Annotated in this window: 9 protein-coding genes; 6 read left to right on the top strand and 3 right to left on the bottom strand. The window is 57.0% G+C overall.

The window, feature by feature from the left end:
* A partial coding sequence (locus tag Q0G18_RS08045) for a BadF/BadG/BcrA/BcrD ATPase family protein (RefSeq protein ID WP_297151812.1) occupies positions 1-1,178 on the bottom strand: 1,178 nt, incomplete at its 3' end.
* Positions 1,179-1,322: 144 nt separating this feature from the next.
* Positions 1,323-1,964 carry a TetR/AcrR family transcriptional regulator gene (locus Q0G18_RS08050; RefSeq protein WP_297151788.1) on the bottom strand — a complete coding sequence of 214 codons (642 nt, stop codon included), beginning with the start codon at positions 1,962-1,964 and terminating at the stop codon, positions 1,323-1,325.
* A gap of 286 nt (positions 1,965-2,250) precedes the next feature.
* Between Q0G18_RS08050 and Q0G18_RS08055 the strand changes: the two genes are divergently transcribed.
* The 3 genes from Q0G18_RS08055 (at position 2,251) to Q0G18_RS08065 (ending at position 5,736) form a co-directional block, all read left to right on the top strand.
* On the top strand, positions 2,251-3,615 hold the full coding sequence (locus Q0G18_RS08055) for a PFL family protein (protein ID WP_297151791.1): 1,365 nt from the start codon (positions 2,251-2,253) through the stop codon (positions 3,613-3,615).
* A gap of 607 nt (positions 3,616-4,222) precedes the next feature.
* On the top strand, positions 4,223-4,981 hold the full coding sequence (locus Q0G18_RS08060; protein ID WP_297151794.1) for a MerR family transcriptional regulator: 759 nt from the start codon (positions 4,223-4,225) through the stop codon (positions 4,979-4,981).
* Positions 4,982-5,001: 20 nt separating this feature from the next.
* A complete protein-coding gene (locus tag Q0G18_RS08065; protein WP_297151797.1) occupies positions 5,002-5,736 on the top strand; it encodes a hypothetical protein in 735 nt (244 codons plus the stop codon).
* A gap of 86 nt (positions 5,737-5,822) precedes the next feature.
* Here Q0G18_RS08065 and Q0G18_RS08070 read toward each other — a convergent pair whose 3' ends face one another.
* Entirely contained in the window at positions 5,823-6,038 is a 216-nt protein-coding gene (locus Q0G18_RS08070) for a helix-turn-helix transcriptional regulator (protein ID WP_366769268.1), read from the bottom strand.
* A gap of 120 nt (positions 6,039-6,158) precedes the next feature.
* On the opposite strand from Q0G18_RS08070, the gene Q0G18_RS08075 reads away from it, so the two are divergent.
* The 3 genes from Q0G18_RS08075 to Q0G18_RS08085 are packed head-to-tail and all read left to right on the top strand — an operon-like array spanning position 6,159 to position 8,345.
* The gene (locus Q0G18_RS08075) at positions 6,159-7,067 is read left to right on the top strand and encodes a hypothetical protein (protein ID WP_297151803.1); all 909 of its coding nucleotides are present in this window, start codon (positions 6,159-6,161) and stop codon (positions 7,065-7,067) included.
* 53 nt (positions 7,068-7,120) lie between these two features.
* A complete protein-coding gene (locus Q0G18_RS08080) occupies positions 7,121-7,768 on the top strand; it encodes a DUF4230 domain-containing protein (protein ID WP_297151806.1) in 648 nt (215 codons plus the stop codon).
* Positions 7,716-8,345 carry a DUF4230 domain-containing protein gene (locus Q0G18_RS08085; RefSeq protein ID WP_297151809.1) on the top strand — a complete coding sequence of 210 codons (630 nt, stop codon included), beginning with the start codon at positions 7,716-7,718 and terminating at the stop codon, positions 8,343-8,345. The genes Q0G18_RS08080 and Q0G18_RS08085 overlap by 53 nt, the downstream gene beginning before the upstream one ends.
* The last annotated feature ends 8 nt before the right edge of the window (positions 8,346-8,353 follow it).

Here is an 8,353-nt window from a genome sequence, read left to right on the forward strand (position 1 = left end):
TAGCCGGTGACCGTGGCGTGTCCGATGGTGATGAGCGGCTCGCCCGTCTCGGCGTCGACCGGCATGTCATTGTAGAGCTTGGCGATGGCGGCCTTCGCGCATCCGAGCACGTCGCCCTTGTTCGACACGTAGTGCGACCAGAGCAGGCTGCCTTCCTCGTCGATGAGCGTCGCCTTGAACGTGGTCGAACCCGCGTCGATGCCCAGGTAGGCAACGCCCGTGTAATCCATGAGGCTCTCGCGCTTCACGCACTCGGCGGCATGGCGCTCGTTGAACTCGTCGAGCTCGGCCTCGTTTGCGAACAGCGGAGGCAGGCGCACGACCTCGGAGCCCTGGATATCGCCCAGGTTCTTCAAACGGTCAAGCACGTCGGAGAGCTTCTCGGCGCGCACGGTCGAGCTCGCCGCGCCCGCGATGGCGCAGCCGCTCGCCACGAACAGGTGCGCGTTGTCGGGCACGATGCGGTGTTCCTCGTCGAGGTCGAGCGTCTCATAGAAGCGTTTACGCAGTTCGGGAAGGTATTGCAGCGGGCCGCCCAAAAACGCCACGTAGCCGCGGATGGGCCGGCCGCACGCGAGGCCGGAGATGGTCTGCGTCACGACGGATTGGAAGATCGACGCGGCGATGTCCTCCTTGCGCGCGCCCTCGTTCAAAAGCGGCTGCACGTCGGTCTTCGCGAACACGCCGCAGCGCGAGGCGATCGGGTAGATGGTGGTCGCGTTCTGCGCGAGCTCGTTCAAGCCGCCCGCATCGGTGTTCAGAAGCGCCGCCATCTGGTCGATGAACGCGCCCGTGCCGCCCGCGCAGGTACCGTTCATGCGCTGCTCGATGCCGTTTTCGAAGTAGATGATCTTCGCGTCCTCGCCGCCGAGCTCGATGGCCACGTCGGTTTTGGGGATGAAGGTTTCGACCGCGGTTTTGCTCGCGATGACCTCCTGCACGAACTCGATGCCGAGCCACTGGGCCAAAAGCAGGCCACCCGAGCCAGTGATGGCGATCGTCATGCGCTCATCTCCGAAGCCTTCGGCGGCCTCGGAGAGCACTTCCACGATCGTTGCGCGCACGTCAGCGTGATGACGGCGGTAAACCGAGTACTTGACCTGGTTGTTTTCGTCCAAGATGGCAAGCTTCACCGTCGTCGAGCCGACATCGATGCCAATATGGAGCGCGTCCTTCACGACGGGTTCTCCAACCGGGGTCGCGTCAACCGTCGTGGTGCGGGGCGCGCAACCCTCGCCCGAGCATGCACCAAGCGACGCCTTCTCGTCCGCCGTCAATTCCTGATTGTTCATGTTTTCGTCTTCCATCGTTATCGCCTTCGTTTACAGCTTGATCGGATCGCCCGGTTTTATAAAGAAGAGCTTCATCGCGATAAGCGCCATGTCCTGGGAGCTCTCGCGCATGCCCGTTTCGACCCAACGCGTAATGACCCCCAGATACGCGCTCGCGTAGAACGCAACGTAATATTGCACGAACGGCTCAGGGTTGTTGCGATAGCGCTCGTGCAGGATGGTCTGGATGATTTCAGTGCACAGCGCATCGCGCACGCGGGGGCCGAAGCTCGGGTCGCCCTTGGGGCCCATCACCGCATGCAGGAAATCGCCCTGTTCGCGCAGGCAGTCGAATAGTTCCACCAAAAAGGGCATCGGGCGCTTGCTCACGCGGTAGCGCATGACGTCCTTCAGGCCGATCGTCTGCATCTTTGCCTGAAGAGCCTCGAGGTCGGCCATGATGTCTCCCTCAAGGGCACGAAGCAGCCCGTCTTTGTCCCCGAAGATGTTGTAGAGCGTGCCGCGGTTGAGCCCCGCGCGAGCGCACAGGTCGCTTGCGGAGAACCCGTCGAGCCCGCATTCCTCCGTCAGCTCGATGAAGGCCTCGCGCAGCGCCTGCTTCGAGCGCGTGATCCGCCGATCTTCAGAAGCGGCACCTTCGTTTGCCGAACATGTCATAAGTTCCACCCCCATTCAACAATCCGACCAATAATAAACATATTGTTCAATAGTGTGATTGTAGCGAGCTGACACGCGAATGGCAACGGATGCGCGCCCTGTTTACACAGGTTTTGCTGGAAAAACAGGAGCCGACCAAGGCGCAGCCGAATCACCTTCCCCCGCCGTGCCAAATCAGCGCCGTTTTTCCCGCTAAAACGATGACGGCTGCCGTTTCCCTTCCGAAAAAAGGTATCCTGTTCGAAGAAATCAACAGCCCACGCGCAATTCAAAACGCCCATTCGCGAGAGGGAGAGTATCTATGCAAATCACACCTGCCGAAATCGCCGAAACCCTGGCGATGGTGAACAAGGAGCACCTCGATATCCGAACGATCACGCTCGGACTGAACCTGCGAGGATGCACCGATTCGGACATCAACACGATGGCCCGCAAGGTCTACGACCGCATGACCACCGCAGCCGAGCAGCTCGTTCCCACCGCCGAACAGCTCGAGCGCGAATACGGCATCCCCATCGTGAACAAGCGCATCTCGGTGACGCCCATCGCCGAAATCTGCGCGGCGACCGACGCCCGCGACCTGTCGCCTATCGCTGTGGCCATGGACAAGGCCGCGAAGGTCGTCGGCGTCGACTTCGTCGGCGGCTTCTCCGCCCTCGTGCACAAGGGCGCGTCGCGCGCGGACAACAACCTTATGGACTCCATCCCCGACGCCCTCGCGGCGACCGACTTCGTGTGCTCGAGCGTGAACGTGGGCTCGACGCGCGCGGGCATCAATATGGACGCCGCCTTCAAGATGGCGGGCATCGTGAAGAAGACCGCCGAGGCGACCGCCGATCGCCAGTGCATCGGCGCAGGTAAACTGGTTGTTTTCTGCAATGCCGTGGAGGATAACCCCTTCATGGCGGGCGCGTTCCATGGTTCGGGCGAGGCCGACGCCGTCGTGAACGTGGGCGTTTCGGGCCCGGGCGTTGTGCGTTCGGTGCTCGCTAACATGCCGAAGGACGCCGACATGACCGCCATCTCGGAAGCGATCAAGGCGACCGTCTTCAAGATCACGCGCGCGGGCGAACTCATGGCTCGCGAGGCGAGCAAGCGTCTGGGCGTGACGAAGGGCATTCTCGATTTGTCGCTCGCGCCGACGCCGGCCGAAGGCGACTCGGTCGCGGAGATCCTGGAAACCATCGGCGTCGGAAAGTGCGGCGGCCCGGGCACCACGGCAGCGCTCGCCATGCTCAACGACGCGGTGAAGAAGGGCGGCGTCATGGCATCGTCGAGCGTCGGCGGGCTTTCGGGCGCGTTCATTCCCGTGTCGGAAGATGCCGGCATGATCCGCGCAGCCGAGGCAGGCGCCCTTTCCCTTGAGAAGCTCGAGGCCATGACCTGCGTCTGCAGCGTGGGCCTCGATATGATCGCCATCCCCGGCGACACGTCGGTGGAAACGATCTTCGGCATCATCGCCGACGAGTGCGCCATCGGCATGATCAACAACAAGACCACCGCCGTGCGCGTTATTCCCGCCATCGGCAAGAAGGTCGGCGACCGACTGGAATTCGGCGGCCTTCTGGGATACGCCCCCGTCATGCCCGTGAACGGGCACGCCGGCACCGTCTTCGCCCACCGCGGAGGCCGCATGCCCGCCCCGATCAACAGCTTGAAGAACTAGCGGTTCGGCGGATTGCTGATCGCTCATGCTATGCGCCTGAGCGAGCACGCCCCTACTCGATGGTTTTCCGAGCAGGGGCTTTGGAAGATATAATAAAAACGATGCGGGGCTCGTCGGGATTCCGACGAGCCCCGCATTTTGTACCATGAGCATACAATTCTTACGTAGTCGTCGTACTCGGCTTGAGCAAAAGACTCAATAGGGTAAGTTTTGCCAGTTTGGCGGGCGCCATCGACCAGCAAGACCTTTCTCCTCGCACTGCTCTTCCATCGCTTCAAACTGTCGCAAGTCGCTCAAGCATAGCGTCCTCTATCCCGTTGCCTCTAACTCAACCGATTTTTAATTAATTATGCCTCTAAATCAACTAAATATTTCGTCCAAATGCCTCTAATTCAGCTAATTGCGTTCAGACAACGAATCGCTTGTCCGCGCCCGATCGTGAGCGCCCGCAATTTTTACATGCCCTATAGCGACAGGGCATCGACGACCTTGTCTTGTTCGCGAGAAAGGGTGCCACATGACGACGGAAAAGAAATGCGTCGCTGGGCAAAACGGCCATTGCTGTTCAACCGTTGAACAGGTTAGCTGTAAGAAAGGAGGGCAGGGAATGCGTGACGAACTTGCAGATGGCTGGAAAGTTTCCCAGGTTGAAGCTCTCACCGGCTTGTCTCGCCGCGATATTCAGCGCGTGTGTTACGAGGGTCCAGGTGGAATCGGAATCGTCAGTCCACGCAATACCGCATGGGGCTGGCGCATGTATGAAGTAGCCGACATAGCGAAACTCTTCTTGGTGGCGCAAGCCCGAAGGCGCTCGCAAACGCTTGAGGAAGCATGCCGGGGGCTCGCGCCGAACGAAAGCGAGGCGGACTTGGCATGCGCCCTCAAGTTTTGCGAGCAACGTGCGCTCGATACTCGCGACGCCGAGACCGGCGCTTTTGCGGCGGCGCATGCGTTGCGATGCGCGCTTGAACATGGGGACGATTCGGTCTTCGCCAGCTTGATCGACTCGATATTTGGGGAAAGCGCCCAATGCGCATGCGATGTCCGCACCGCGCTGGAGCTTGCCGCAAAGGGTCTGCTCTCGAACATGCTCGAAAAGATTGCCGATGTTCGCAGGTCAGGCAAGCAACCGAGCTCAAGTGAAGCGCGGCATGTGTGCATGGCCGCATCGGGGGAATGCGCGCAAGCGTGCGGGTTAGCCTTGCCCGACGCATGCGAGCTGCTTTCCCAGGCAGCAAACGCCCCGGGCGTAGCACTTTCCTGCGAGCTATGGCTCGGCCCCGCGACGCACTCGTTTGCGAACGCGTCGCTCGAAGCAACGCTGACCGAAATGGATGAGGGCGCGCCCGACGAGCGCGCCGAATAACGAGAAAGGGACGGTTACCTATGAGGAAGATGAATCGACTCGCAATGTGCGCACTCGCAGTGGCGGTATCCTGCACGCTCGCAAGCTGTGCGAGCGCCAATCAGCAAGCCGAAAGCAACGATACGCCTACGCAACAAGCGGCACAAGGGAGCACAACGCCGACCACAGCAGATGCGACGACGCTTGACGGAATCATCGACATCATCGAAAGCGATTTCGAGACGACCGAAACCGACATCACAGCAGAGCTTGATGATGTCAAAGCGAAGGCGGGCGGCTCATACGCCGATTACGCCGAAAACAGCGACATGCTCACGAATTGGCTGGCCGATACGCAGGCTGAAACCGAAGCACTGATTTCGCGCACTGACGAGAATGCCACAAAATACTACACGTTGCTCGCTAAGCAAGCGCCCACCATGGACTGGAACGAAATAAGCGATTCCATGACGGCCTTCTACCGCGCAGTGTACGACGACGCGTTCAGCGATTTATATCGCTCGGTATACACCGATGCGTACAAGGGCGTGTATCGCACGTTTTACGATAGCGTGATGAAGGATGCCTACAATACCGTTTCCTATAAAGAAGCATCCGACGCGAAAAGCAGCGTGTATCGAGCAATCTCGGATGCTCAAAGCAGTTTGTATCGCACGATATCCGATGCCCAAAGCAATATATACCGCACCTATTCCGATGTGCATAGCGAGTTCTACAACGATAACTATGATTTGTCGAAAGTGCTTGGTGATTAGAGCTGGGGTCCATCAACGAAGCGTTGAATGGGAAGCTCGATTCGCCGCGCCACGCAGGCAATAACCGAAGGCAAGGTACACGTTGCTCAGAATTCGATAAGCGCACGCACCTCAACGTCCAGGCTATCAGCGATACGACACAGCAAATCGAGCCCGATGCTGACACCGCCGTTCTCGATTTCCCAAATATGCGTTTGGTTCGAGCCAGCCATCAGGGCAAGCTTGCGCTGGGAGAGGCCCTGCCTCTCCCGCTCGCGTCGAATTGCGGCACCGAGCATTCTTTTGCGTTCGCATGTATCCATGCCTGCATGGTATGGGGTAAAATCAAGTTGATGATATGCTATAGCAAGTCAAAGGACGAATGGGCAGATGACGCGCATGTAGCGGCTCTGCCCATTTGCCTTTCCGAGGAAGGATGCGACATGGGGGACAATCCGATTGGAATGCTCGGCAAAGCCGCCGACGGAGCAGCAAAGACAATTGCTGCTGGAGCTGGGCTGATTGCGAAAAACGCCGGTGAAAGAATCGGCCGGACCACTTCTGAAACCCCACCCAACTCGAATGAGGAAATCGACCCAGAAGACTTCTTCCAAAACGTTCTCGTAGCAGCACTAGGAGTTCCCGGCGTTAAAATCAGTAGGGAAGAGTATCTACGAAGCGCGTTGCAAAACTACTGCGAGGATGCCTTGATAGACGCGGCAGTCGAACAAGGACCCATTGACGCGGGGGTTTCAAGAACGACCATCGGCAAGCTTGCCGATGAGGCTATTCAATATGAAACGACCAAAGTAACGCTTGTTTCAGCCGCGACGGGAATTCCGGGAGGAATTGCAATGGCGGCAACCATACCTGCGGATGCCGCGCAAAATATCGCGCATATGCTGAGAATAACCCAGAAACTTGCATATCTTTACGGATGGCCTGATTTCTTCAATGGGGACGGTACGGTTGATGAGGGGACGAAGAATGTTTTGACGCTTTTCCTTGGCGCCATGTTCGCCTCGGGTCTTGCAGTGAATGGTATCCACAAAGTTGCCGAGATGATGGCACGTCAGGCCGTGAAAAAACTTCCTCAAAAAGCGCTGACAAAGGGCGTCATATATCCAATCGTGAAAAAGGTGGCATCGCTTATCGGCGCCAAAATGACGAAAGATATTTTCGCGAAAGGGGTCGCGAAAGCAATTCCGGGAATTGGGGCGATTTTCTCAGGAGGAATAACTCTTGCAACCTTTTTGCCAATGTGCAATAGATTGAAGGGGTATTTGGATGATTTGGCTGAGGGCAAGGAAGTTCCCGACACCCTTGATGTCGCTGAAGTAAATTGCGAGTAAAACGAAATCAAATCCAAGCGTTTGCTTGATATCGAATTATAAGGGAGGTTTCTGTGGCAAATATAATCAGCGGTTTGCCTCGCAAAGTGAAATTAGCTATTGCGGGCGCGTGTGCGGTAATTATCATCGTCGCAATCGTCATTGGCGTTCCCGTTATTCAGTCCAAACTGAATAAAACAACCTATCTCACAGCGAGCCAACTCACGGAAATCGTGAACGTGAGCAAGCTGTCTACTGCCGAATATCGTTACAACGGCATTGCGGATAAATACAACGACAAAGGCGAGGCCGAATACCACGTTTACTACGAGTCGACGATTAGCGCTTCGTACGATATGGACGCGATTACGTTTGACATCGACGAGGAAGCGAAAACCATCACCCCGCATCTGCCAGAGCCGGAGATTGGCGATCCGTCAATCGATACGACGGCGCTCGATTATCTTCCCAAAAAACCGAATGCAAATCTGAAGGATGTCATTTCAGTTTGCAAAGCAGATGCTCTTGCCGAGGTTACGTCAGCAGGCGGCATTTTGTATACGGCAAACCAGAACATGCGCCGGACTATGGAAGCCCTGCTTATGCCCGTAACTGAAAAAACCGGTTATAGCCTTGTGTGGCCCGATGACGAGTCGAGTCGGCAAAACGATGCTGCCGACGATCAATCTGAAGAGCAAGAGGAGGACGGCTCCTATGAATAAGATTCGCGCAATAGCGGCAATAATCATCTTAGGGTGCCTCGCATTTGCCCTGAATGGTTGCCAAGGGCAGCAGAAAGACGCCGATTTCAGTAATGCGAGTGAGGTAGCGAAACTCGCAACGTTCGAGTGCACCTACCACAACGTTGCGAAAATCGAACGCGAGTCGGACAAAGCATGGTTCATCGATTTGCAAAATGGCAAGCAAGAGTGGTTTGAATACGACGCGACGGTCGACTTCGGCATCGACGCAAGTAAAGTCCATATCGATGAACCCGACGAAAAAGGCGTGGTGGCAATAACAATTCCTCAAGGTCAGGTGCTTACCGAGCCAAATATCAAAGCCGATTCGGTTTCCGACCCGCTTGATGCAAACGGTTTTTTCGCATCGGTAACCGACGACGAGCGCAAAGAGGCACTTTCAAAAGCTCAGCAAGATACCTTAGATCGCGCGTACGCCGATGACACGATGATCGCCTCCGCTCGCAACCGTGCGAAAACGCTGCTCGAGCAGTACGTGAAAAACATCGGCAATAGCCTCAACGAATCCTACACCGTGAAATGGATTGATGAGGAATAGCCTCCCTT

It is taken from the genome of uncultured Ellagibacter sp., assembly GCF_934636505.1.
Taxonomy (GTDB): Bacteria; Actinomycetota; Coriobacteriia; order Coriobacteriales; family Eggerthellaceae; genus Ellagibacter.